The sequence below is a fragment of the Cystobacter fuscus genome, assembly GCF_044360685.1.
Classification (GTDB): Bacteria; Myxococcota; Myxococcia; order Myxococcales; family Myxococcaceae; genus Cystobacter; species Cystobacter fuscus_C.
The window spans coordinates 7,925,078-7,949,257 of sequence record NZ_CP043491.1 but is presented as its reverse complement, the minus strand read 5'-3'; the positions used below and the strand labels follow the sequence as shown (position 1 = coordinate 7,949,257).

The 24,180-nt window shown below is 72.3% G+C and carries 10 protein-coding genes; 8 read left to right on the top strand and 2 right to left on the bottom strand.

Features of this window, described 5'->3' with window-relative positions; genetic code table 11:
- Nucleotides 1-105: 105 nt before the first annotated feature.
- Complete coding sequence (locus tag F0U63_RS32410) at nt 106-846, top strand: tetratricopeptide repeat protein (protein ID WP_395835882.1); 741 nt, start codon at nt 106-108, stop codon at nt 844-846.
- Between the two features lie 87 nt (nt 847-933).
- Here F0U63_RS32410 and F0U63_RS32405 read toward each other — a convergent pair whose 3' ends face one another.
- Both F0U63_RS32405 and F0U63_RS32400 read right to left on the bottom strand, forming a co-directional pair.
- Nucleotides 934-1,173, bottom strand: coding sequence for a twin-arginine translocase TatA/TatE family subunit (locus tag F0U63_RS32405; protein WP_395835880.1), 240 nt, complete (start codon nt 1,171-1,173; stop codon nt 934-936).
- A gap of 85 nt (nt 1,174-1,258) precedes the next feature.
- A complete protein-coding gene (locus tag F0U63_RS32400; protein WP_395835878.1) occupies nt 1,259-2,230 on the bottom strand; it encodes a sensor histidine kinase in 972 nt (323 codons plus the stop codon).
- A 229-nt stretch (nt 2,231-2,459) separates the two neighbouring features.
- Between F0U63_RS32400 and F0U63_RS32395 the strand changes: the two genes are divergently transcribed.
- The 7 genes from F0U63_RS32395 (at nt 2,460) to F0U63_RS32365 (ending at nt 24,143) form a co-directional block, all read left to right on the top strand.
- Nucleotides 2,460-2,831 (top strand): response regulator, encoded by a 372-nt coding sequence (locus F0U63_RS32395; RefSeq protein ID WP_395835875.1) that lies wholly within the window; start codon nt 2,460-2,462, stop codon nt 2,829-2,831.
- Nucleotides 2,832-2,917: 86 nt separating this feature from the next.
- The gene (locus F0U63_RS32390) at nt 2,918-3,244 is read left to right on the top strand and encodes an SCP2 sterol-binding domain-containing protein (protein ID WP_095988854.1); all 327 of its coding nucleotides are present in this window, start codon (nt 2,918-2,920) and stop codon (nt 3,242-3,244) included.
- A gap of 107 nt (nt 3,245-3,351) precedes the next feature.
- On the top strand, nt 3,352-4,548 hold the full coding sequence (locus F0U63_RS32385; protein WP_395835872.1) for a CaiB/BaiF CoA transferase family protein: 1,197 nt from the start codon (nt 3,352-3,354) through the stop codon (nt 4,546-4,548).
- A gap of 270 nt (nt 4,549-4,818) precedes the next feature.
- On the top strand, nt 4,819-12,531 hold the full coding sequence (locus tag F0U63_RS32380; protein WP_395835870.1) for an SDR family NAD(P)-dependent oxidoreductase: 7,713 nt from the start codon (nt 4,819-4,821) through the stop codon (nt 12,529-12,531).
- Nucleotides 12,528-21,566, top strand: coding sequence for an SDR family NAD(P)-dependent oxidoreductase (locus F0U63_RS32375; RefSeq protein ID WP_395835868.1), 9,039 nt, complete (start codon nt 12,528-12,530; stop codon nt 21,564-21,566). Before F0U63_RS32380 ends, F0U63_RS32375 begins: the two co-directional genes overlap by 4 nt.
- Nucleotides 21,567-21,575: 9 nt before the next feature.
- Entirely contained in the window at nt 21,576-23,834 is a 2,259-nt protein-coding gene (locus F0U63_RS32370) for a type I polyketide synthase (protein ID WP_395835865.1), read from the top strand.
- A 93-nt stretch (nt 23,835-23,927) separates the two neighbouring features.
- Nucleotides 23,928-24,143 carry a hypothetical protein gene (locus F0U63_RS32365; RefSeq protein ID WP_395835863.1) on the top strand — a complete coding sequence of 72 codons (216 nt, stop codon included), beginning with the start codon at nt 23,928-23,930 and terminating at the stop codon, nt 24,141-24,143.
- Nucleotides 24,144-24,180 lie beyond the last annotated feature (37 nt).

The window sequence follows — 24,180 nt, the reverse complement described above, 5'->3', positions numbered from 1 at the left end:
AGGGCGGGTTCCATGTTCACAGCTCACCGAGGCGGTCCTCGAGGTGCCTGAAGCACCGCGGGGGCCGCCTTCCTCGTTTGAAAATCGCGTGCTAACACGACGGGAATGCGCTCGATTGCCCTCGCCCTCGTCCTGTTGATGGCCCTGCCCGGGCTGGCCGCCACCCCCGATGAGCTGTCCGCCATGGACGCGCTGTACGCGAAGCGGGCGGACGGTGCCGTGGTGAAGCAGCTGGGCGAGACGTTGAACAAGGCGCTCCAGGCGGCCCCCGAGGACTTCGAGCTGCTGTGGCGCTCGGCCCGGCTCCTCCAGTGGCAGGCGGATGGCGCCGCCGATTCCAAGGTGAAGAAGAGCTTCGGCAAGCAGGCCTGGGAGATGGGAGATCGCGCGCGCAAGGCGGCGCCCGGGCGCGTCGAGGGCCACTACTTCTCCGCTGCGGGCATTGGCTCCTACTCGCAGGCGGTGGGCATCCTCACGGCGCTGGGCGAGGGGCTGGAGGGCAAGTACAACGAGCGCCTGGACACGGCCATCAAGCTCGATCCCCAGTACGACTTCGGCGCGCCGCTGCTGATCAAGGGGCGCTACCACTACGAGCTGCCCTGGCCCAAGCGGGACTTGAAGAAGTCCGCCGCGCTCTACCAGAAGGTGCTCGCGGCGCATCCCGGCAACCTGCGCGCGTGGATGTTCCTGGCCGACACGCTCCTGGCCCAGGGCGAGGAGAAGCAGGCACACGAGGCCATCCTCAAGGTCTTCCAGGGCAGCGTGGCGTATGACCCCGCCGAGGGCCAGCGCGTCCAGTCCCAGGCGAAGGCGGTGCGGGCCCGCATCGAGGAGAAGCTCAAGTAGGGCGGGGCAACCAACGACGACGCCCGTGTCGCCCCCTCGTCTGAGGGAAGCGCACGGGCGCGAGCCGCACGACGTTCGCGGGAGGACTCAGCCCTGACGGCTGGCGCTGCGCGCGTTGGCGTCCTTCATGTCCACGCCATTGGAGCCCTCGGCGAAGGTCGGCGTGGACTTCTTCTCCTCGGGCGCGGACTCCTCACCGCTGAAGCCCCGCTTGAAGTTGCGGATGGCGCTCCCCAGGGAAGAGCCCAGCTGCGGCAGGCGCGAGCCTCCGAAGAGGAGGAGCAGCGCCCCCATGATCAACAGAATCTCCATCGGTTTCAGACCCATCGCGCCCTCCTTGGCACAAACCGGCGCCACAGGATAGCCCCATGCGGGGTGGGTCGCCAGCAAGACCCGCGTGCTTACACCTGGATTACACCTGGACGCTCGCGGAGGTGGCGAGCATGGCGGGCAGGATGAGGTAGAGCGTCGTGCCGCCCGCATCGCTGCTCGCCCCCACCGAGCCTCCCTGCGCCTCCACTTCCTGCTGGGCGAGCGCCAGGCGCAGCGGATCCTCCAGCTTCTTCTCGCGGAAGGCGCGCTCCTCCCGGGCGAACACCAGGGCGAGCTCCTCGTCCGGCACCGGGACTCCGTCCCGCCGGACCTCGACGCGCAGCCATTGCCCTTGGGGCTGGACCCGCACCCGGAGTTGTTCCCCGGCCTGGGCGCGCAGCAGGTGGTGGCGGATGAAGGCCTCCACGGCGTGCTGGACGCGCCCCGCGTCCACGTCCACCTCGGGCAGGGGAACGCCCGGCAGCTCCAGGCCGAGCGCCACGCTGGCCGTGCCCGCCGCCTCCAGGTGGCGCTCCACCGCGGCGGTGAGCAGGGGCTCGAGCGGCTGCCGCTCCCGCTCGCACGCCAGCATGCCCAGGTCCGCCCGGCTCGCGTCGAAGAAGTCCTGGGAGAACGACAGGGCCTTGTCGGTGTTGCGCAGGATGGTCTCCAACCCGCGCCGGGCCTTGGCCTCCAGGGGGATGCGGCCGTTGAGCAGCAGGGCCGCGTAGGAGCGCACGTTGGCCAGCGCGCCCCGGAGATCATGCGAGGCCATGCCCAGGTAGCGCACCCGGCGGTGGATGAGCGTCGCGTCGTCCTCCTGGAGCTGGGCCCACACCAGCCGCGCGCCATCGCCCATGGGCCGCTCGCCCACCCGCAGCAGACGATCCTCGCGCTCCCACAGCTCTCCGCCCTCTCGGAGGTGGAAGCCCGCTCCCTCCATCAACTCCGCCACGGAGCCCACGGTCTCGGGCAGGCGCTCCAGTCCCAGCTGGGCGCTCAACCGCTCGTCCAGTGGCTGGAGCTGGCCACGCCGTGAAAGGATGGCGAAGCCAGGCTCGTCGGCGCCCATCGCCCTGGGTCTTTCCAACTCACACCTCACGCCTGCCCTCTCCTCGTCCATGGGTTGATGTACAGAGTGGGTCGGCTCTGTCACTTTTGCAACGAGCCTGCTGCGCCGCTCCACGGACCGGCCGATTTCCCCCGCACCTTGACGCGCCTTGGGGGAAAATCGAGCCCGCGCATCACTTGAGGAGAAGAATCTGTCTTCCGCTAATCTTCAGCCCCAGGATTCCCACGTCGTGCTGGTGGTCGATGACGACCCCGACATCCTCGAGGCCCTGTCGGAAATCCTCGAGGCCGAGGGCTTCGAGATCCGCCGGGCTCGCAATGGCAAGGAGGCCCTCGAACGGCTCGAGCCCGATCCCCCCCAGCTCATCCTCCTGGACTTGATGATGCCGGTGATGGACGGCTGGGAGTTCGCCCAGCGCATGCGTCAGCGGCCCAGCGTGGCCCACATCCCCATCATCGTCCTGAGCGCCGACCGCAACGTGGGCCTCAAGGCCACGGACATCGGCGCCACGGGCCATCTGGCCAAGCCCTTCGAATTGAGTGATCTGCTCGACATGGTCCGCCGTGCCCTGGCCAACGGCACGCGCGGTACCGCTCGCTGAGCCCGCTTGCTGGCTTGACCTCCCCGGGAGCCGTCATTACGGTCCTGGCCGGCGTTGATTCAACAATCAATCCCCAAGGAGCAAGCATGAACTCGAAGGACATCATCGAGAGCCGCATCCCGAGCATCCTCAAGGAGAAGCCGGAGCTGGCCAAGGAGATCAACGCGGTCATCCACTTCGACATCAGCGGCGACAACGGCGGCAAGTGGACGCTGGACTGCACCAAGCCCGAGGGCTGGGTGTCCGAGGGCATCAACGGCGCGTCCAAGATGACCGTCTACATGAGCAACGACGACTTCGTGAAGATCACGGAGAAGAAGCTCAACTCGCAGATGGCCGCCATGCAGGGGAAGATCAAGTTCAAGCCCATGGACATGGGCCTCGCCATGAAGCTGGCGAAGCTGCTGGGCTAGACTCACCGGAAGCCGCGTCCCCCTCGGGGCCGCGGGTTTCCTCGGGCGGCGCGCGCTCCTCTGGGGCTCGCGCCGCTTCTTTTTTTCCCGCCCCCGCCCCCACGCCCATGAACACGCTTCCCCTGTCTGGCCTCAAGGTCCTGGATCTCTCCCGGCTGCTGCCGGGCCCGTACGCCACGCTGGTGCTCGCCGACCTGGGCGCCACGGTGGACCGGGTGGAGGACCCCGCCGGGGGCGATCCCCTGCGCCAGATGCCTCCGCTGAGCGACAGCGGCGAGAGCGCGCTGTTCTACGGGCTCAACCGCAACAAGCGCTCGCTCACGCTGGATCTCAAGTCCCCCGCGGGCCGCGACGCCTTCCTGCGCCTGGTGCGCGGCTACGACGTGCTCGTGGAGAGCTTCCGGCCGGGCGTCATGGAGCGCCTGGGGCTGGGCTGGGACGCGCTGCACGCGCTCCACCCGCGGCTCATCTACTGCGCCATCTCCGGTTACGGCCAGACGGGCCCGGATCGGCTCCAGGCGGGACATGATCTCAACTACGTGGCGCGCGCGGGGGTGCTCGGCTACGGCGGACAGCCAGACGGCGCGCCGGCCTTTCCCGGCGTGCAGGTGGGCGACATCGGCGGCGGCAGCCTCTTCGCGCTGGTGGGCGTGCTCGCGGCGCTCCATGAGCGCGAGCGCACCGGCCAGGGCCGCTTCGTGGACGTGTCCATGACGGACGGCGCCCTGGCCTTCCTCCACATGCACCTGGCCGCGCGGCTCTTCCTCGGCGACGAGGCGCCGCCCCTGCGCCGCGGCATGGACGTGCTCAACGGCGGCTTCGCCGGCTACGGGCTCTATCGCACCGCGGATGGCCGCTACCTCTCCGTGGGCGCCCTCGAACCCAAGTTCTTCGCCGGCGTGTGCGAGGTGCTCGGACGCCCCGAGCTGCTCGCCGATGGCTACTCCCCGGGCGAGGCGGGCGCGCGCGTGAAGGCCGAGCTCACGCGCCTGTTCTCCGAGCATCCGCTGGCGTACTGGATGGAACGCTTCAGCGGCCACGACGTGTGTGTCGAACCCGTACTCGAAGGGGACGAGGTGCTCGCGGATGCCCAGCTGTGCGCCCGGGGTCTGTTCGCGCGGTCCGTGGATACCCCTCGGGGGAGGACGGTGACCCACCTGCTCACGCCGCTGCGCCTGGGCGACACGCCCCTGCGTCCTCCTCCCTCTCTGGGACAGCACTCCCGGGAGATCCTCCAGGAGGCGGGCTTGAGCCTGGAAGAGATTGAAAAGCTGGGCATCCAGGCCATGCCAGGAATTGAATGACCCGCTTCCCGGTTGTTTTACAGCCCGGTAATCCCCGCTCTATCCGTTTTCGCGCGGGTCTGTCTCTACCCGCTCCTCAAGCCAGAAAAGACATGCGATTTTGAGGGGGTTCAGATGGGGCCCCGCTCATATGCGCTGCGTCACAATAGACGACACCCGGGGTGCGCCCCGGGTGGGCGAGCCTTCATGCGCTGGACACGCGAAAACAGGTGAAGTCCGTAAGGGACGCAAGTCTTTGACGGCTGGAAGCGGGACACAGGAAGGCAAGACATGACGGACAGCGAGAACCCCCTGAAGCCCGGCGTCCACTCCACCACGAAGGCGGAGCGCGAGGAGGACACGGAGACGGGAGCCCTGGCGGCCTCGGGTGAAGTGGAGCCGCTCGCCGTGGTGGGGCTGGCGTGTCGCTTTCCCGGGGCGCCGGACGCGGAGGCGTTCTGGCGCGTGCTGTGCGAGGGCCGGGAGTTGCTCCAGGAGGTTCCCGCGGATCGCTGGGACGCGCATGCCTGGTACGATCCGGACCCCCAGGCCGAGGGGAGGATGATCACCCGCCACGGCTACTTCCTCGAGGGGGTGAGCGGGTTCGATCCGCTCTTCTTCGGCATCTCCCCGCGCGAGGCCGCGGAGATGGATCCCCAGCAGCGCTTGATGCTGGAGGTGGCGTGGGAGGCGCTGGAGGACGCGGGCCTGCCCCCCTCGAGCCTCAAGGGCTCGCGCACGGGCGTGTTCATGGGCTCCATCTGGCATGACTACGCGGACCGCCACCTGAGCGAGCGCGCGGCGGTGACGCTGCACAGCGCCACGGGCCAGTCGCTCAACATCGTGGCCAACCGCCTCTCGTACACGCTGGGGCTCAAGGGGCCGAGCCTCACGGTGGACACGGCGTGCTCCTCGTCGCTCGTGGCGGTGCACCTGGCGTGTCAGAGCCTGCGCTCGGGGGAGAGCCGGCTGGCGCTGGTGGGTGGCGTCAACCTGATGTTCTCGCCCGAGGCGAACGTGCTCTTGTCCAAGTTCGGCGGGCTGTCACCGGACGGGCGCAGCAAGGCGTTCGCGGCGGGCGCGGATGGCTTCGGGCGAGGGGAGGGCGCGGGGCTCGTGGTGCTCCAGCCGCTGTCGGCGGCGATCGCCGCGGGCGCGCGCATCTACTGCATCATCCGCGGCAGCGCGGTGAACAACAACGGCCTGGGCAACGGGCTCACCGCGCCGAGCGTGCCCGGTCAGGCGGCGCTCTTGCGCGAGGCGTACGCGCGCGCGGGCGTGCCCACCAACCGCGTGCACTACGTGGAGACGCACGGCACGGGCACCGCCCTGGGAGACCCCACCGAGGCGAGCGCCCTGGGCGCGGCGCTCGGCGAGGGCCGGGCCATCGATCGGCCGCTGCTCATCGGCTCGCTCAAGGCGAACATCGGCCACCTGGAGGGCGCCGCGGGCATCGCGGGCGTCATCAAGGTGGCGCTCGCGCTGTCACGCCGGCTCGTGCCCCCGCACATGTTGCACGGCGAGCCCAACCCCCGCATCCCCTTCGGTGAGCTGCGCCTGAGCCTGCCGCGCCACACGCTGCCCTGGCCTGGAGAGGACGGGCCGGCCACCGCGGGCGTGAGCGCGTTCGGCTGGGGCGGCACCAACGCCCACGTCGTGATGGAGGAGTGCCCCGTGGGGGGCGAGGAGCTGTTGCCCCTGGCGGCCGACAGCGCCGAGGAGCTGCTCGCCCAGGCGGCCCGCGCGGAGGAACTGGTGCTCAACCGCTCGGCGCCGGTGCCCGTGCGCGACCTGTGCCGCACCTGGGCCCTGTACGCGGGCGCGGGCGGCCACCGCGCGGCCATGGTGTTCCGCACGCGCTCGGAGCTGGCCGCGCTCCTCAAGAGCTTGCGTCAGGGCAAGCGCCGCGCGGGCCTCTTCACCGGTGAGCCCTGCGAGCGCCCGCGCGTGGCCTTCGTGTGCGCGCCCCAGGGCTCGGAATGGCCCGCCATGGGCCGGGAGCTCCTGGCCACCGAGCCCGTGTTCCGCGCCCGCGTGGAGGCGCTGGACGCGAGCTTCATGCCGCTGGCGGGCTGGTCCCTCGTGGAGATGCTGCGCGAGCCGCACGCGCGGGGGGAGACGGACGAGGACGCCGCGGAGCCGCTGGCCTTCGCGGTGCAGATGGGGCTCGCGGCGCTGTGGCGCTCCTGGGGCGTGGAGCCCGAGGCCGTGGTGGGCCATGGCGTGGGCGAGGTGGCCGCGGCGTGCATCGCCGGCGGGATGGACGAGGTGGACGCGGTGTGGAAGGTGTACCGCGCGAGCCGCCTGCGGCAGTGGGAGCCCCTGCGCGACGAGCTGGAGGCGGCCCAGGAGCGGCTGTGGGCGCGCGCGAGCGGCCCCATGTGGCTGTCCACCCTGGCGCGCGAGGTGGGCCCGGAGGGCCGCGCCGGTGACGCGCGCTGCCGCAACCCGCGCCAGCCGGTGCGCTTCGCCCAGGCCGCCGAGCGGCTCGTCTCCGAGGGCTTCGACACCTTCGTGGAGCTCAGCCCCCACCCGGTGCTGTGCCGTCCGGTGGAGCAGCTCCTGCGCAAGGCCGTGCGCGCGGGCGTGGTGGTGGGCTCGCTGCGGCGTGACGAGCCTCGCGCCGCCCTGCTCGAGGCGCTCGGGGCCCTGCACGCCCGGGGCGTCGCGGTGCGCTGGAGCGCGCTGCCTCCCCCGGAGTCGCCCGTGAGCGAGCTGCCCTCGCCGACACGGCCTTCCGGGGACTCCACGCGCGTGGAGCTGTTGCCCCTGTCCGCGCAGACGCCCGAGGCGCTCGCCCGCGCCGCGCACCTGCTGCTCGCCCGGCTCGAGGAGCGCCCGCTGTCGCTGCACGACGTCTGCTACTCCGCCTCCGTCCACCGCGGCCACCTGCACTACCGCCTGGCGCTCCAGGCGCGCAACCACGCCGAGGCCCGGGCGGCCCTGGGCGCCTTCCTGCGCGGAGAGAGCCGCCCGGGCCTGTCCACCACCCGCCACGCGGATGGCCGGCACCAGCCCGTGGTGTTCGTCTTCCCGGGGCAGGGCTCGCAGTGGGCCGGCATGGGCCGGCGCCTCATGGCCGAGGAGCCCGTGTTCCGCGCCGCCATCGAGCAGTGCGACGCGGCGCTGCGCCGCCACGTGGACTGGTCCCTCGTGGAGCTGCTTCGCTCGGACTCGGCCGCGTGGATGGAGCGCGTGGATCAGGTGCAGCCCGCGCTCTTCGCCGTGCAGGTGGCGCTCGCGCGGCTGTGGCGCGCCTGGGGCGTGGTGCCCGACGGGGTGGTGGGCCACAGCATGGGCGAGGTGGCCGCGGCGCACGTGGCCGGGGCGCTGAGCCTCGACGACGCGGCGCGCGTCATCTGCCGCCGCAGCCTGCTCTTGCGCCGGGTGAGTGGCCAGGGCGGCATGGCCATGGTGGAGCTGACGCTGGAGGAGGCCCGCGCCGCCATCCAGGGCCTGGAGGACTGGCTGTCCGTGGCCGCCAGCAACAGCCCCCGCTCCACCGTGCTCTCCGGGGATCCTCACGCGCTCGACCAGGTGCTCAAGAAGCTGGAGGCCCAGGAGGTGTTCTGCCGCCGGGTGAAGGTGGACGTGGCCTCGCACAGCCCGCAGATGGAGCCCCTGCGCGAGGACCTGCTGCGCGCCCTGGAGGGCCTGTCGCCCCGGCGCGGCGAGGTGCCGCTGTACTCCACGGTGACGGGCCAGGTGATGGACGGCTCGGACCTGGAGCCGGCCTACTGGGTGCGCAACCTGCGCGAGCCGGTGCTGCTCTCGCCGGTGGTGGAGCGCCTGGCCACCAGCGGCCACACGCTCTTCGTGGAGGTGAGCCCGCATCCGGTGCTGCTGCCCTCCATCGAGCAGACCATCGCCCACCTGCGCCTGGAGGGCACGGTGCTGCCGTCGATGCGGCGCGAGATGAACGAGCGCGAGGTGATGCTGGAGACGCTCGGGGGCCTCTACGTGGTGGGCCACGAGGTGGAGTGGAAGGCGCTCTACCCGGAAGGGGGCCGCCAGGTGCGGCTGCCAGACTATCCCTGGCAGCGCCAGGACTGCTGGTTCCAACCCGGCGCCAAGCCGGCGCTCCCCCACGGGCAGCGCGAGGCGGCACCGGCCTCGGTGTTGGGCGAGCCCCGCCGCTCCTCCCTGCGCCCCGGCGCCTTCTTCTGGGACGTGGACGTGGGCCTGTCCACCCTCCCGTGGCTGGCGGACCACAAGGTGCAGGGCTCCGTGCTGCTGCCCACCACGGCCTACCTGGACTGGGTGATGACGGCGGTGCAGTCCGCGCTCGGCCCCGGGCCGTGGGTGCTCGAGGAGCTGCGCATCGACGACGCCCTGGCGCTGCTCGGCGACAGCGCGCGCCGGGCCGAGCTGCTCGTGGACGTGAGCTCCACGGGAGCCATCTCCTTCAAGGTGTCCAGCTTCATCCCCACCCCGGGCGGCAGCGGCGCGGAGATGTGGACGGTGCACGCGGGCGGCCGCGTGCGTGCCTCGGACAGCCACACCCGGAGCGCGCCGGCGCCCGTCGTGGTGGAGGAGCTCCAGCGGCGCCTGTCGTCCCGGCTGCTCATCGGCGAGGCGCACTACCACGAGATGGAGCAGCGCGGACTCCAGTACGGCCCCGCCTTCCGCGGCGTGCAGGAGGTGTGGAGCACGGAGGGCGAGGCCCTGGGCCGCATCGCCGTGCCCGACGCGCTCGGGGCCACGGGCGCCTCGCACCCCGGCGTGCTCGACGCGGCGCTCCAGGTGTTGCTCGAGTGCCTGCCCTCGGATGAGACCACCTTCGTGCCCGTGCGCCTGCGCCACTTCGAGCTGCTGCGCCGGGGCACGCCCCAGTGGGCCCACGCGCGCATCACCCCCCGCGAGTCCTGGCGCAAGGGCTCCACCCTGGAGGGCGACGTGGTGTTGCTGGACGGGCAGGGCGCCACGCTCGCCGTGGTGGAGGGCCTGGAGCTCGCGGCCCTGCCCACGCGCTACGGCAAGGCGCGCGCCGAGCAGGATCGCTCGCTCTTTGAGGTCGCCTGGCGCCGCGCGGGCCTGCCCGCCGTGTTCGAGCCGGGCTCCGCCGACATGCCGTGGCTCATCTTCCAGGACGCCTCCGGCGTGGGCGAGGCGCTCGCGCAGATGCTGGAGTCGTGGGGCGGGGCGTGCATCCGCGTGGAGGCGGGCACGGGCCTGCGCCGCATCCACGCCCGGCACTACACCGTGGCCCCGGGCTCGCGCGAGGACCTGAGCGCCGTGGTGCGCCAGTGCTTCCCCGAGGAGAACTCCTGCGCGGGCGTGGCGTACCTGTGGGGCCTGGACGCGGCCGGGCCGGACGTGCCGGGCGAGCAGGCGCTCGAGTCGGCGATGCGTACCTGCGGCGGCGCGCTCCGGGTGGTGCAGGAGATGCTGCGCTGGGGTTGGAGGGATCCACCGCGCCTGTGGCTGGTGACGCGCGGGGCGTGGCCGGTGCTGGGCTCGCCCACGCCGGGCGCGCTCCAGGCGGCGCTCTGGGGCCTGGGCCGCACGGTGGGACAGGAGCACCCGGAGCTGCGCTGCACGTGCGTGGACCTGGATCCCTCCTCCGCCCAGGTGGACGTGGAGTCGCTGGGCCGCGAGCTGTCGGCGCGCGCGGATGACGAGCAGGTGGCCCTGCGTGGGGGAACGCGCATGGTGGCGCGGCTCGTGCGGCGCTCGGCGGCCAAGGACATGCTCAACGAGCCCCTGCTGCCCGCGGCCGGCAAGAGCTTCCTGGTGGAGACGGCTCCCGCGGCCTCCTTCGGCGGCGTGGTGGTGCGCATGGCCGAGCGGCGCCGCCCCGCGCGCGGGGAGGTGGAGATCGCCGTCGAGGCCTCGGCCCTCAACTTCATCGACGTGATGAAGACCATGGGCCTGTACGTGATGAAGGACGTGGAGGGGGGCCGCTCGGGCGTGCCGCTGGAGGGGCTGCCGCTCGGACTGGACTGCGCGGGCCGGGTGGTGGCGGTGGGCGAGGGCGTGGAGGGGCTCGCGGTGGGCGACCCGGTGGTGGCCTTCGCGCGCTCGGCCATGGCCTCGCACGTCGTCGTGGACGCGCGCTTCGTGGCGCGCCGGCCTCCGGACATGGGCGTGGAGGAGGCAAGCTCCATCCCCAGCGTCTTCATGACGGCCTGGTACGCGCTGCACCACCTGGCGCACCTGGGCGCGGGCGAGCGCATCCTCATCCACTCGGCCGCGGGCGGGCTCGGGCTCGCGGCGGTGCAGATCGCCCAGGCGCTGGGCGCGGAGGTGTTCGCCACCGCGGGCACCCCCGAGAAGCGCGAACTGCTGCGCGGCATGGGAATCACCCACGTGATGGACTCGCACACGCTCGCCTTCGCGGACGAGGTGATGCGCGTGACGGACGGGGAGGGCGTGGACGTGGTGCTCAACTCCCTCTCCGGAGACGCCATCACCCGGAGCATGGAGGTGCTGGCGCCGGACGGCCGCTTCCTCGAGGTGGGCAACCGGGACATCCACGCCGGGCGCTCGCTGGAGCTGTCCCAGTTCAGCCGCCGGCTCATGTACGTGGCCATCGACCTGGGCGGCCTGCGCGAGCGGCGGCCCGCGGTGTGCGCGCGCCTGTTGCACGAGGTGATGGAGCGCATGGCGTCCGGCATGCTCCGGCCCGTCCAGCACCGCTCCTTCCCCGTGTCGCAGGTGTCCGAGGCCTTCCGGGAGATGGCGCGGGGCCAGCACGTGGGCAAGCTCGTCGTCACGATGCAGGATCCGCAGCTGCGCGTCGTCCCGCCCAAGCCGGGCTTCCGGGTGCGCGCGGACGGCTCGTACCTCATCACCGGAGGACTCGGGGGCCTGGGCCTGTCGGCGGCCCAGTGGCTCGTCGGGCACGGCGCGCGCCACCTGGTGCTGTTGGGCCGCGGCTCCCCGTCCGAGTCCGCCATCGAGAAGATGGAGGCCATGCGGGCCACGGGGGCGCGCGTGGAGGTGGCGCGCGTGGACGTGGCGGATGCCCGGGGGCTCGCCGAGGTGGTGGCGCGCACGCGCGGCGAGCTGCCCACGCTCCGGGGCGTGCTGCACTGCGCGGGCGTGCTCGATGACGGCATCCTCGAGCAGCAGGAGCTCTCGCGCTTCCGCGAGGTGCTGATCCCGAAGATCCAGGGCGCCTGGAATCTGCACGCTCTCACCCGCGACGAGCCGCTCGACTTCTTCGTCCTCTACTCCTCCATGTCGGCACTGTTGGGCATGCCGGGCCAGGGCAACTACGCGGCGGCCAACGCCGCCATGGACGCGCTGGCCCACCACCGGCGCCAGCAGGGCCTGCCGGCGTTGAGCGTGAACTGGGGGCCCTTCTCCGAGGTGGGCCTCGCCGCGGCGCGGGCCAACCGGGGCGAGCGCCTCGCCTTCCAGGGCATGGCGAGCTTCACGACCAGACAGGGTGACGCGCTGCTCGAGCGCCTGCTCGCGGAGGGCGCGGCGAACGCGGGCGCGGTGCTGCTGGACTTGCGCCAGTGGTTGCAGTTCTTCCCGAGCGCGGCGTCTCAGCACGTCTGGGAGGAGCTGGCGCAGGAGAGTCATGCCGAGGGCGCGCGGGGACGCTCCAGCCTGCTGTTGGATCTCAAGCGCTGCGCGCCGGGCGGACGCGTGGCGATGCTGGAGAACTACCTGCGCGAGCGGCTCGCCCAGGTGCTCCGGGTGGACCCCGCGCGCATCGGGCGGCATGAGCCGTTCCGGGGCCTGGGGCTCGACTCGCTGATGAGCCTGGAGCTGCGCAACCGCATCGAGGCCGCGCTGGACCTGAAGCTGTCGGTGACGCTGTTGTGGGCGCGCTCTACGCTGATGGCCCTGTCAGGCTACCTGTTGGAGCAGCTCGGCCTGGCGCCCGTGCAGGAGCAGGCGGCGCCGGCGGCGCCCGTGGAGAAGCCTCGCAAGGAGAAGAACCGGCCTGCTCCCGTGGAGCAGGAGGTGCACCAGCTCGCCGAGCTGTCCGAGGGGAAGTTGCTCGAAATGGTGGATGACGCGCTGGCGGGCTGGGAGGACGCATCGTGAGCGAGGAGGTCAAGGAGGAACTCAAGCAGCGCCTGGCACGCGCGGTGATGGCGATGCAGAAGATGCAGGCGCGCATCGAATCGCTCGAGCGCGCGCGCTCCGAGCCCATCGCCCTGGTGGGCATGGGGTGCCGCTTCCCGGGAGGCGCCGACACGCCGGAGGCCTACTGGGAGCTTTTGGCCGCGGGCCGGGACGTCGTCCGCCGCGAGCCGGCCTCGCGCCGCTTCGGGCCCGACTCGGGTGCTCCCCGCTGGGCGGGCTACCTGGAGGACGTGAGCGGCTTCGACGCGGAGTTCTTCGGCATCTCCCCCCGCGAGGCCGCCAGCCTGGATCCCCGCCAGCGCCTGTTGCTGGAGGTGGCGTGGGAGGCGCTGGAGCACGCGGGGCAGGATCCCGAGCGCCTCGTGGACACCGCCACGGGCGTCTTCGTGGGGCTCACCGGGGATGACTACGCGCGGCTCCTGCCCACGGATCCGGAGAGCATCGACGCCTATTTCTCCACGGGCAACGGGCACTGCTTCCCGCCCGGACGCCTGTCGTACACGCTCGGGCTCCGGGGCCCGAGCCTCTCGGTGGACACGGCGTGCTCCTCCTCGCTCGTGGCGGTGCACCTGGCCTGTCAGAGCCTGCGCTCGGGCGAGTGTGACGTGGCGCTCGCGGGCGGCGTGAACCTGGTGCTGCACCCGTCCGTCACCCAGTCGCTCGTGCGCATGCAGGCGCTCTCCCCGAATGGCCGGTGCAGCGCCTTCGACGCGCGCGCCAATGGCTTCGTCCGGGGCGAGGGCTGTGGCCTCGTGGTGCTCAAGCGCTTGTCGGACGCCCAGGCCCACGGAGATCGGATCCTCGCGCTCATCCGCGGCTCGGCCGTCAACCAGGATGGCCGCTCGCAGGGGCTCACCGCGCCCAACGTGCTCGCCCAGCGGGACTTGCTGCTCCAGGCCCTGAAGAACGCGAAGCTGCAACCCTCGGCGCTCGGGTACGTGGAGGCCCACGGCACGGGCACGCCCCTGGGTGACCCCATCGAGGTGGAGGCCCTGGTGGAGGTGCTGGGCAAGCCCCGTCCCGATGGGCAGCCGTGCGCGCTCGGCTCGGTGAAGACGAACATGGGCCACCTGGAGGCGGCCGCGGGCATCGCCGGGTTGATGAAGGCGGCGCTCGCGCTCCATCACGAGGCCATTCCCAAGCACCTGAACTTCAGCCGGCTCAACCCCCGCATCCGCCTGGAGGGCACGCCCTTCTTCGTGCCCACCGAGACGCAACCCTGGATGCGCTCGGCGCAGCCCCGGTTCGCGGGCGTGAGCGCGTTCGGCATGAGCGGCACCAACGCGCACATCATCCTCGAGGAGGCGCCCCTTCCGGCCGCCCCCACGCGCGCGCCCGCCCCGCGCCCCACGCACCTGTTGACGCTCTCGGCCCGGAACGAGGACGCGCTGGGCGAGCTCGCGCGCCGCTACGCCAGCCACCTCTCCGCCCACCCCGAGGAGGACGCGGCGGACGTGTGCTTCACCACCAACACCGCTCGCGCGCGCATGGAGCACCGGCTGTCCGTGGTGGGCGGCTCGACGCGGGTGCTCGCCGATCGCCTGTCCGCGTTCGCCTCGGGCGCGCGGCAGGAGCGCGTGGCCCAGGGGAAGGCGGGACATACGCCGCCCCGGGTGGCCTTCCTCTTCACCGGCCAGGGTGCGCAGTTCGCCGGCATGGGCCGCCGGTTGTACGAGACGGCCCCCGCGTTCCGCGACGCGCTGGAGCGCTGTGCCTCGCGGCTCTCGCCCCGGATGGATCTGCTGTCGGTGCTCTACCCGAAGGACGGGGTGAGCTCGCCCATCGATCAGACGGCCTTCAGCCAGCCGGCGCTCTTCGCCCTGGAGTACGCGCTCGCGGAGCTGTGGCGCTCGTGGGGCGTGGTGCCCGACGCGGTGATGGGCCACAGCGTGGGCGAGTTCGCCGCCGCGTGCGTGGCGGGCATCCTCTCCATGGAGGACGCGCTGGAGCTCATCGCCGAGCGCGGGCGGCTCATGCAGGCCCTGCCACCGGGCGGCGTCATGGCCATGGTGTTCGCCACCCGCGAGCAGGTGGAGCCGCTGCTCGCCAAGGAGCATGGACGCGCCTCGATCGCCGCGGACAACGCCCCGGGCCAGCTCACCGTGTCCGGAGAGGCGGCGGCCGTGGGGCGCATCCTCGCGGCGCTGGAGGCCCAGGGCCTCGCGACGCGCAAGCTCAACGTCTCGCACGCCTTCCACTCTCCGTTGATGGAGCCGATGCTCGACGCGCTGGAGGCGAAGGCGGCGCGCCTGGCACGTGCTCCCGGTCAGCTGCCCCTCGTCTCCAACGTGACGGGCCGGGTGGTGGGGCCCTCGGAGCTGGGCGCGCCGGGCTACTGGCGCCGCCACGCGCGCGAGGCCGTGCGCTTCCAGGAAGGCATGGCGTCGCTGCGCGGCCTGGGCATCGATGTCTTCGTGGAGGTGGGCCCGAACGCCACGCTGCTGGGACTCGGCAAGGCGTGTCTGGGCGACGGGCCCACGTGGCTCGCCTCGCTGCGCAAGGGCCAGGACGATCAGGAGCAGATGCTGGACACCCTGGGCCGCCTGTTCGTCCAGGGCCACTCCCTGGAGTGGAAGGGCGTGGATCCCGAACCCGCCCGCCGCAGGCTCGTGCTGCCGCGCTACCCGTGGCGGCGGCAGCGGCACTGGGCCGTTCCGGAGACGTCCGCCACTGTCGTGCCCCAGGTGGAAGAGGCGCGGCTCGCTCCGGAGGGAGGAAGCCAGGGCGCCCGGTACGAGGTGGAATGGCGGCCCTCGGCGCGCGCGGTGTCCGAGGTGGCACCGGCGCGGGGCTCCTGGTTGGTGCTGGGCGAGGGAGAGGAGGGCCGCCGGCTCGCGGCGCACCTCCAGTCCCAGGGCATGGCCTGTGTGACGGTGGCGCCGTCGGCCTTCGCGGGGGCCTGGCGGGAGCACGCGGCCTCGTGCACGGGCGTGGTGTTCCTGCGCGCCCTGGAGACGGAGCGGGCGCACGAGGCGTGCCTGGAGCTGGCCTCGGTGCTTCACGTCCTGGAGGGGACTCCGGACGCGGCGGCCCGCGTGTGGGTGGTGACCCGGAACGCGCATTCCCCGAGCGCGGAGGCGCGCGTGAATCCCTCCCAGGCCCTGTTGTGGGGGCTCGGGCGGACCGTGTCGCTGGAGAGTCCCCAGCACTGGGGTGGGTTGATCGACCTGGGGCCCGAGGAGGGCCTGGAGCGGCTCTGGGAGGAGCTGGGCGCGGCGGACGGCGAGGACCAGGTGCTCCTGCGGGGCGGCCAGCGCTACGTGGCGCGGTTGCTGGAGCGGGAGGCGCCCGAACTCCAGCCCCTGCCCGTGAGCGCCGACGCCACCTACCTCATCACCGGCGGCAAGGGGGCGCTCGGGCTGAACGTGGCGCGCCGGCTGGTGCGGCGGGGTGCCCGCCATCTGGTGCTCACCATGCGCGGGGCCTTTCCCGAGCGCTCGCGATGGGACGCGCTCCAGGGGCTGGGGGATGAGCAGGCCCGGCGGATCGCCACGGTGCGCGAGCTGGAGGCGGCGGGCGCCGAGGTGTGGCTGGCCCAGGCGGATGTGTCCCAGCGTGACGCGATGGCGGCGCTGCTCGAGCGGATGAAGGGCGCGCTGCCTCCCTTGCGCGGAATCGTCCACGCGGCGGGGGTGTCCGCGACGGCGCGGGTGGCGGATCTGGACGCGGAGACGCTCGGGCGGGTGCTGGCGCCCAAGGTGGACGGCGCGTGGAACCTCCATGCGTTGACGCGCGAGCTGCCGTTGGACTTCTTCGTCCTCTTCTCCTCGGTCGCGGGGGTGTGGGGCTCGTCGAACGGGGGCGCCTACGCGGCGGCCAATGCCTTCCTGGATGGGCTCGCGGCGCACCGGCGGGCCCTGGGGCTCGTGGCGACGAGCATCGACTGGGGCCTGTGGGAGGGCGCGGGCCTGGCGACGATCGAGGAGCGGGTCTGGCTGGAGGGGGTGGGGTTGGAGGCGCTCGATCGCGAGGCCGCGCTGGACTGGATGGAGCGGCTCGTGGCCGCGCGGGTACCGCACTCCGTGGTGGCGAGTGTCCGTTGGGATCGCTTCCGCTCCCTGCTCGAGGCCCGGAGAGCCCGGCCGTTCCTGGCGGCCCTCCGCGCGCCCGGCACCGAGCCCACGCGGGCGCTCCCCGAGGGCAAGGCTCCGCCCCGGCCGGCGTGGAAGGACGCGGCGACGCCGTCCGCCCGGCGCGAGGCCGTGGGCACGCTGGTGCGCGAGACGGTGTCGCGCACGCTGGGCCTGTCCGCCGGACAGCCGCTCGACGCTGAGCGCGGCTTCCACGAGCTGGGGTTGGACTCCATCATGGCGGTGGAGCTGAAGGGACGGCTCCAGGAGCAGCTCGGGCTGACGCTGCCGGCGACGCTCGCGTTCAACTACCCGAGCGTGCGCGCGCTCACCGAGCACCTCGACTCACTGCTGCATCAGGAGTCTCCCCTCGCCGCGACGGCCGAGGCCCGTGCCGGGGCCGCCTTGGACGAGCCCATCGCCATCGTCGGCATGGCGTGCCGGATGCCGGGGGGCGCGGACACGCCCGAGGCCTTCTGGCGGCTGTTGAAGGAGGGGACGGACGCCATCTCGGAGGTTCCGGCGGATCGCTGGGACGTGGAGGGCTGGTACGACCCGGATCCCGAGGCACCGGGGAAGATGTACGTGCGCGAGGGCGGCTTCCTGCGCGAGGTGGACCGATTCGATCCCCGCTTCTTCGGCATCTCGCCGCGCGAGGCGGAGAGCATGGATCCGCAGCAGCGGTTGATGCTGGAAGTGGCCTGGGAGGCGCTGGAGCGCGCGGGGCAGGACGTGAGCGCGCTGCGGGGCTCGCGCACGGGCGTGTTCGTGGGCGTCACCGCGGCGGACTACGCGCGGGTCATCCTCCAGGGGCCCGCCGAGCAGGTGGATGCGTGGTTCGCCTCGGGCACCTCGCTCAACGCGGTGGCCGGGCGCGTGTCGTACCTGCTCGGGTTGCAGGGGCCGAGCATGGTGGTGGACACGGCGTGCTCGTCGTCGCTGACGGCGTTGCATCTGGCGTGTCAGAGCCTGCGCTCGGGCGAGTCCACGCGGGCCCTGGCGGCGGGGGTGAACGTCATCCTCTCGCCCGAGTCGATGCTGGCGGTGAGCAAGGCGCGGATGCTGGCGCCAGACGGGCGGTGCAAGACGTTCGACGCATCGGCCAATGGCTTCGCGCGGGCGGAGGGCTGTGGGGTGCTGGTGCTGGAGCGGCTGTCGGACGCGAAGGCGCGCGGCTCCAACATCCTCGCGGTCATCCGGGGCTCGGCGGTGAACCAGGACGGGCCGAGCAGCGGGCTCACGGTGCCCAACGGCCAGGCGCAGCGGGCGGTCATCCAGCAGGCCCTGAGCAGCGCGGGCGTGGCTCCGGCCGAGGTGAGCTATCTGGAGGCGCACGGCACGGGGACGTCGCTGGGAGATCCCATCGAGGCCGAGGCGATGTGGTCGGTGTTGAAGGAGGGGCGCCAGGGCAACGAGTCGCTGTGGATGGGCTCGGTGAAGACGAACGTGGGCCACCTGGAGTCGGCGTCGGGCGTGGCGGGCGTGATGAAGGTGGTGCTGGCGCTGCGGCACGGCCAGTTGCCCGCGCACCTGCACCTGAAGACGCCCAACCCGCACATCGACTGGAAGGGCATGGGGGTGAAGGTCCCGGTGGCGCTGACGGACTGGGCGCCCACGCGGGGCCGGCGCATCGCGGGGGTGAGCTCCTTCGGCTTCAGCGGGACGAATGCCCACGTGGTGTTGGAGGAGGCACCGCCCTCGCCCGAGCGCAAGCGCCCGGAGGCGGAGCCGAGGCGGCACGTGCTGTTGCTGTCGGCGCGGAATCCCGAGGCCCTGCGGGCCCTGGCGGGCCGTTACGCGCGGGCCCTGGAGGACGGCGTGGACGTCGTGGACATGTGTTTCACGGCGGCGGTGGGACGCACGCGTTTCGAGCACTGGCTCACGGTGGAAGCCGACTCGGCGGAGCGGATGCGCGAGCGGCTGTCCGCGGTGGAGGCGGGCCAGTCCCCCGAGGGCGTGGTGTTCGGAAGCGGAGCGGACCAGGCGCCCCGATGGGAGCGCTCGGAACTCGAGGCGGGCGGGGGCCGGCTCATCCCCCTGCCCACCTATCCCTTCCAGCGTCAGCGCTACTGGTGGAAGGGCTCGACGCCCCGCGCGGCGTCCCGGAACCACGAGACTCCGGTGCCCCACTTCGGCCGGCGGCTGCGGTCTCCGGCGCTCGACGCGATCGTCTACGAGACGGTGTATGGCCCGTCCGGTCCGGTCCATCTCGACGACCACCGGCTCTACGGAACCCGCGTCGCGGCGGGCTCCTCGCACGTGTCGTTGCTGCTCTCGGTGATCGAGGACGTGTATGGCTCTCCCGCGTGCACCCTGGAGAACCTGGCCTTTCCGCGCGCGTTGATCCTCTCGGAGAACGAGGAGCGCACGGTGCAGGTCATCCTGTCGCCGCCGGAGCGCGGTGGCGCGTTCGAGGTGAAGTCGCTGGGCGCCGACGGTGGCGGGGAGACGTGGCTGCCGCATGTCAGCGGCTCCCTGAGCCTTGGTGAGGCCCCGCCCCCGGAGCCGTGGGAGTCCCGGGAGGAACTCCAGGCGCGTTGCCGGGAGGTCCTCCTGGGCGAGGACTTCTACCGGGGGATGCGCGGACAGGGCTACGTGCTCGGCTCGAGCTACATGTGGATCCACTCGGCGAAGCGCGGGGGGGCGGACATCCTCGGAGAGCTGCGGCTGCCCGAGCTGCCGGACTCGCTGGAGGAGCACGTGCTCCATCCCGGCTTCGTGGACTCGTGCTTCCAGGTGCTCACGAGCTGGACGCTGGAGTACCAGTCGCGCTTCCCCGACGCGATCCTCATTCCCTTCAGCCTCTCGCGCTTCACCGTGCACCGGCGGCCCCGGGGCACGGTGTGGTGCCACGCGCGCGTCCGGGAAGACGGCCGGGCCGGGGTGGGGGCATCCCTGGGCGGAGATCTGCGCATCTACGACGAGCAGGGCCTGGTGGCCGAGGTGCTCGGCTTCCGCGCGCGGATGGCGAGCCGCGAGGCCGTGCGTCCGGGACTCCAGGCGCCGAGGGAGGAGGCGCGCTACGAGCTGACCTGGAAGCCCGAGCCGCCTCTGTCCGGGCCCCTGCCCGTGTTGGATCCCCGGCCCTGGGTGCTGTGGATGGACCGGCACGGCGTGGGCGAGCGGCTCGGGCGGCTGATGGAGGAGCACGGGGCCCCGGTCATCCGGGTCCGCTCGGCGGGCGTGTTCCAGAAGCTCGGCGCGGGCTCCTTCGAGGTGGATGCGCGGCGGCCGGAGGACTGCGCGCGCCTGGTGAGCGAGGCCCTGGGCGCGGAGGGGTGCGCGGGGGTGGTGTACCTGGCGGGCCTCGATGCCCGGGCGTCCGAGGACGCTTCGGCGGACACGGTGCAGCGCGCCGTCCTGGAGGCGAGCGGCGGGGCCCTGCACCTGGTGAAGGCGCTGGTGGGGAGCAACACGGTGGTGCCGGTGTGGCTCGTCACGCAAGGAGCGCAGGCGGTGAGCCATGGACCCGTGAGCCTGCCCCAGGCGCCGTTGTGGGGGCTTGGCCGGGTCATCGATCGCGAGCACCCCGAGTTGCGCTGCACGCGCGTGGACCTGGACGCCCGGGACGAGGAGGGCAGCCTCCGGGGGCTGCTGGCCGAGCTGGCCCGTGGCGAGAGCACCGCTGGACGCGAGGTGGTGTTGCGCCGGGGCGTGCGGCTGCACCCCGAGCTGCGCGAGGAGCGGGGTGGACGGGACGTGGCCCCCGTGCTGCTGCCGGAGGCCTCCTACCTCATCACGGGGGGGCTCGGAGGATTGGGCCTGGAGGTGGCGAAGTGGATGGTGGAGCGGGGTGCGCGACACCTGGTGCTGGTGGGACGCCGGGCGCCCTCGGCGCTGGCCACCGAGGCGGTGCGTGCCCTGGAAAGCGTGGGGGCCCGGGTGACGCTCGCGTCCGTGGACGTCTCCCGCGAGGAGGAGGTGTCCCGGCTGCTGCGTCAGGTGGATGCGGCCTGCCCGCCCCTGAGGGGTGTCATCCACGCGGCGGGCGTGCTGGAGGATGGCGCGCTCTTGCAACAGGACCTGGAGCGCTTCGAGCGGGTGATGAATCCGAAGGTTGCGGGCGCGTGGAACCTGCACCGGCTCACGCGGGACCGGCCCCTGGACTTCTTCGTTCTCTTCTCCTCGGCCTCCGCGCTGCTCGGCTCGGGGGGACAGGGCAACTACGCCGCGGCGAACGCCTTCCTGGACGCGCTGGCGCACGAGCGGCGGGCGCACGGGTTGCCCGCGCAGTCGCTCAACTGGGGCCCCTGGGCGGAGACGGGAATGGTGGGCGCGTCGGACGGAACCCTGGCCCGGTCCCTGGAGCGGCGGGGCATCCGGCCGCTGCCCACGGCGGGGGCGCTCGCGTTGTTCGGTGAGGCGCTCGCGAGTGGCCGGCCCCAGGTGGCGCTCCTGTCCATCCAGTGGCCGGTGTACCTGGAGTCGCTGGGGGCCCTGGGCCGCGTGCCCCTCTACGCGGCGCTGGCGCCGGTCCGTGCCGCCGAGACGCGCGCGGGTGCACCACTGGCCGAGCGGCTGCGGAGCGCACTGCCCCAGGAGCGCTCCCGTCTGCTGGTGCGCAGCCTCCAGGAGGAAGCGGCGCGCATCCTGCGGCTGGAGCCCTCGGAGGTCGACTGGCGCCAGGGCTTCGCCGAGCTCGGAATGGACTCGCTGATGGCGATCGAGCTGCGCAATGTGTTGCAGAAGCAGCTCGGCGCGCCGGTGCCCGCGACGGTGGCGTTGGATCACCCCACCGTCGACTTCCTGGGACAACACCTGCTCACCGACGTCTTGAAGCTCGACGCCCAGGCGGCGCCGGCCGCGCCTCCACCTTCTCCCGTGGCCAAGGCCTCTCCGGTGCCCGCGGCGGAGGAACTGGATGCGCTGTCCGACGCCGAGCTGGCGCGGCTGGTGGCCGAGGATCTCGCCAAGGATTCGTGAGGACCCGTCATGTCCGAGGAAATCAATTACCGGCAGTTGCTCCAGCAGCAGTTGGTGAAGATTCGCAAGCTGGAGGCGAGGCTGGAGCAGGCGGAGGCGGCGCGCCGGGAGCCCATCGCCATTGTCGGCATGGGCTGCCGGTTGCCGGGAGGGGTGGAGGGGCCGGAGGACTTCTGGGAGTTGATGGTGCGGGGCGTGGACGCCACGAGCGAGGTGCCTTCGGACCGGTGGGACGTGGAGGCCCTGTTCGGCACGGAGCCGGGGAAGATCGCCACGCGGCGCGGGGGCTTCCTGAAGGACGTGGAGCAATTCGACGCCCGGTTCTTCGGCATCTCGGAGCGTGAAGCGGAGCGGATGGATCCGCAGCAACGTCTGGTGTTGGAGGTGGCGTGGGAGGCGTTGGAGCGGGCGGGGCACGCGGTGGAGCGCGCGAGGCGCGAGCGGGTGGGCGTGTTCGTGGGGGTGATGAACAACGACTACGGCCAGCGGGTGTTGGACCAGGAGGGGCTGGAGGGGATTGATCCCACCTTCATGGGGGCACGGGCCAACTGCGCGATCTCCGGGCGGCTGTCCTACCTGTGGGGCTTCCAGGGACCGAGCCTCGTGGTGGACACGGCGTGCTCCTCGTCACTGGTGGCGGTGCACCTGGCCTGTCAGAGCCTGCGCAACGGGGAGTGCAACGTGGCGCTGGCGGGAGGGGTGAACCTGCTGCTCTCGCCGGAGGTGAGTGTCTATCTTTCGAGCAGCGGAGCGCTCTCGCCGGACGGGCGGTGCAAGAGCTTCGACGCATCGGCGGATGGCTTTGGCCGGGCGGAGGCGTGCGGGGTACTGGCGTTGGAGCGGCTGTCGGACGCGCGGGCGAGGGGCGCGCCCATCCTGGCGATCATCCGGGGCTCGGCGGTGGGGCATGACGGGCCGAGCAGTGCCTTCACGGTGCCCAATGGAGTGGCACAGCAGGGAGTCATCCGTCAGGCGCTCCAGAGCGCGGGCGTGGCTCCGGCGGAGGTGAGCTACTTGGAGGCGCACGGCACGGGGACGGCGATGGGAGATCCCATCGAGGCCGAGGCGATGTGGTCGGTGTTGAAGGAGGGGCGCAAGGGGGGCGAGTCGCTGTGGATGGGCTCGGTGAAGACGAACCTGGGCTATTCGGAGGCGGCGTCTGGGGTGGTGGGGATGATGAAGGTGGTGCTGGCGATGAGGCATGGCCAGTTGCCGGCGCACCTGCACCTCAAGACGCCCAACCCGCGCATCGACTGGGCGAGCATGGCGGTGAAGGTGCCCGGGGAGCTGACGGCGTGGACGCCCACGCAGGGGGCGCGCATCGCGGGAGTGACGTCCTACGGGCGGACGGGGACGCTGGCGCATGTGGTGCTGGCGGAGCCTCCCCCACGGGTGGAGCCCGAGCCTCGCCCGGAGCGGCCCGGGCACGTATTGGTGTTGTCGGCCCGGAGCGAGGAGGCGCTGCGGGCGCAGGTGGAGCGCTACGCCCGGTTCCTGGCGACGAGCACGGAGTCCCTGGGAGACGTGTGCTTCACGGCGGCGGTGGGGCGGACGCACTTCGAGCACCGGCTGGCGGTGGTGGGGCGGGATGCGCGGCAGGTGCGCGAGCGGCTGCTGGAGGCGCGAGGGGGGAGCAAGGTGACGCCGGGTGCGCTGGCGCCGGACGTGACGTTTGTCTTTGGCGGCGAGGGGGCGGCTGGGGGCCGAGAGCTGTACGACACCCAGCCCGCGTTCCGAGAAGGGCTGGAGTCCTGTGCGGCGGCCGTGAAGGACCTGCTGGGAGAGCCGTTGGTGGGGCTGATGTACGGCGAGGGCGCGGGGCGGCGGAAGGACGCATCCCAGGAGCGGATCGCGGTGTTCGCGCGGCAGTGGGCGCTGTCGCGGATGTGGAGGGCGTGGGGAGTGAGGCCCTCGGCGGTGGCGGGCGAGGGGGTAGGGGAGTGGATCGCGGCGGTGGAGGCGGGGGTGCTCGGGCTCGAGGCGGGGCTAAGGCGCGCGGCGGGGGAGACGGGTCCCGCCGTGGATTGGGCTTCGGCGGCGCTGCCCCGGGTCACGCGGGCACGTGACGCGGGTGTGCGACTGGATCTGGGACGCGCGGACGGCGCCGAGTGGAGCCAGGTGTTGGAGACACTCGGCGCGTTGTACGTCCGGGGCGTGGAAGTGGATTGGGCGGCCTTCGATGCGCCCCATTCACGGCGCCGGATCGCGCTTCCCACCTATCCCTTCCAGCGCCAGCGCTATTGGCTGACGCCCGCCGTGCCTCAATAGAGACAAGTGTTCGACGAAGGGTCACACTCCAGTCCGCTGGAACAGACATTGTTCGCACAGCAGCGCTGCTTGAAGGACCCACAGCCCGGGGGAATGAGAAGCCCTTGGGCGGAGGTGTCGTGGGAGACCGCCTCCGTCATGGGGGTGGCCTCCCCCTCGCCCGTGTTGACGTCCTCGGGAAGCTCTCCACCACATGCGGCGGCGACGGCCATGCACAGCAACATGCAGACGCTCTTCAAGGATCTCATCGAGTGCTCCTTCTGGGGATTGGCCCCGGCGGAGTATGACCCGGGCACGTGGGGGACATAAGGCCCCTCGTGATTGATTTCGCCCGATGTTGTCCGGG

Coding starts and splice junctions, on each gene's coding strand:
- F0U63_RS32410 (WP_395835882.1), top strand. CDS start 106: ATGCGCTCGATTGCCCTCGCCCTCGTCCTGTTGATGGCCCTGCCCGGG.
- F0U63_RS32405 (WP_395835880.1), bottom strand. CDS start 1,173: ATGGGTCTGAAACCGATGGAGATTCTGTTGATCATGGGGGCGCTGCTC.
- F0U63_RS32400 (WP_395835878.1), bottom strand. CDS start 2,230: ATGGGCGCCGACGAGCCTGGCTTCGCCATCCTTTCACGGCGTGGCCAG.
- F0U63_RS32390 (WP_095988854.1), top strand. CDS start 2,918: ATGAACTCGAAGGACATCATCGAGAGCCGCATCCCGAGCATCCTCAAG.
- F0U63_RS32385 (WP_395835872.1), top strand. CDS start 3,352: ATGAACACGCTTCCCCTGTCTGGCCTCAAGGTCCTGGATCTCTCCCGG.
- F0U63_RS32380 (WP_395835870.1), top strand. CDS start 4,819: ATGACGGACAGCGAGAACCCCCTGAAGCCCGGCGTCCACTCCACCACG.
- F0U63_RS32370 (WP_395835865.1), top strand. CDS start 21,576: ATGTCCGAGGAAATCAATTACCGGCAGTTGCTCCAGCAGCAGTTGGTG.
- F0U63_RS32365 (WP_395835863.1), top strand. CDS start 23,928: ATGAGAAGCCCTTGGGCGGAGGTGTCGTGGGAGACCGCCTCCGTCATG.